This window comes from Methylobacterium sp. A52T (genome assembly GCF_053346095.1).
Genome location: NZ_JBKFBI010000293.1, coordinates 1 through 1,459 on the forward strand (window position 1 = coordinate 1; position 1,459 = coordinate 1,459).

2 protein-coding genes are annotated in these 1,459 nt (G+C 75.7%); both read left to right on the forward strand.

Translation table 11 applies throughout. The features are described 5' to 3' along the window. Nucleotides 1-507: chemotaxis protein CheW (locus ACLBYE_RS30430; RefSeq protein WP_447697024.1), on the forward strand; the 507-nt coding region annotated here is incomplete at its 5' end. A gap of 36 nt (nucleotides 508-543) precedes the next feature. Continuing rightward, on the forward strand, nucleotides 544-1,459 hold a 916-nt coding region (locus ACLBYE_RS30435; protein WP_447697025.1), incomplete at its 3' end, for a HAMP domain-containing protein.

The window sequence follows — 1,459 nt, forward strand, 5'->3', positions numbered from 1 at the left end:
CCCGCGGGGGGCGAGAGGGGGGCCAGGGCGGCCGCGACCGATTCGGGCGTCGATCACCTCGTCTGCGCCTGCGGCGGCGAGCGCTACGGCGTGCCGCTGGCGGCTGTCGCCCAGGTCCTGCCGTCGCGCCCCGCCACGCCGATGCCCGGGGCGGTGCCGGCGCTGGACGGTCTCGTCGCCCTGTCCGGGCGGATCGTCGGCGTGCTCAGCCTCGCCCGGGCCCTCGGCCGGCCGGATCCCGCGTCCGACGCCGACGCGGCGGCGGGCCACATGATCGTGCTGCGCGGCGTCCACCCCCAGCCCCTCGCCCTCGCAGTGGACCGGGTCCTGGGCATCGCCCGGGCCCCTGGCGCGGTCGCCGCGGCCGGCGCCGGGGCGGCCGATCCCGACCGCTTGGGCAACGAGGCCGCCTCGGTCTATGCCCCGGCCTCCGGGGCGGCGGGCGACGGCCGTCCCGACTTCGTCGTCATCGACCTCCCCCGCCTCCTGCGCCGCGCGCTGCCCTGACCGGGCCGCCTGCCCCAACCGGAGCCATCCCCGCCCGTGTCGCTCTCGATCGGAAAACGCATCCTCCTCGGCTTCTTCGCCATCACGGTGGTGGTGGTGGCGCTCGGCCTCTACGCCCTGGAGCAGATCGGCGCGGTGCGCGACACGACCGACGCGATCGTCCGGCGGGACATGACGATCCTGCGCCAGCTCGACGATCTCGGGAACGACGCGCGCGACCTCGGTCTCCTGCGCCGCACCGCCGTGATCACGATGCTGATGCAGGCCCAGGGGCGCGCGACCCAGGCCGGCGACACCCTGGCGGCCTGGCGCCAGACCGCGGCCCAGGTCGAGAACCGGCTCGCCACGACGATCCAGCTCGCCACCCAGTACCGGACGCAGGTCGTGTCCGCCGAGCGCGTCGCGGCCTGGGACCGCATCGCCGCGGCGGCGACCGCGGTCCAGGGCTCGTTCCGCGAGGTCAGGGCGCAGGGCGAGGCGCAGTTCGCCGCCATCGCCCAGCAGGACGTCGCGGCGGTCGAGGCCCGCAACGCTGAGATCGGCCGCCTGCAGGCGCCCTTCCTCGAGGGCATCAAGAACCTCCGCTCGCAGCTCGACGGTGGCATGGCGCTGGGCCAGCGCGCCGCGCAGGAGGTCTACGAGCGCTCGCGCCTCTCGATCTACCTGACCCTGGCCGCCGCGGTGCTGCTGGCGGTCCTGATCACGTGGCTGATCAGCCGCGCGGTGGTGCGGCCGCTCGAGACGGTCATGACCTTCGTGGGACGGGTCGGCGAGGGCGACCTGTCCGGCCAGCTGGCGGCGGGCGGACGCGACGAGATCGGCCGCCTGAGCACGACGCTGAACACGATGGTCTCGGGTCTCTCGGACCTGGCGCGGACGAACCGGGCGGCGACGGCGGACCTGAACGCGGCCGCGGCCGAGATCCGCGCCTCGGCGCAGGAGCAGGCCGCCT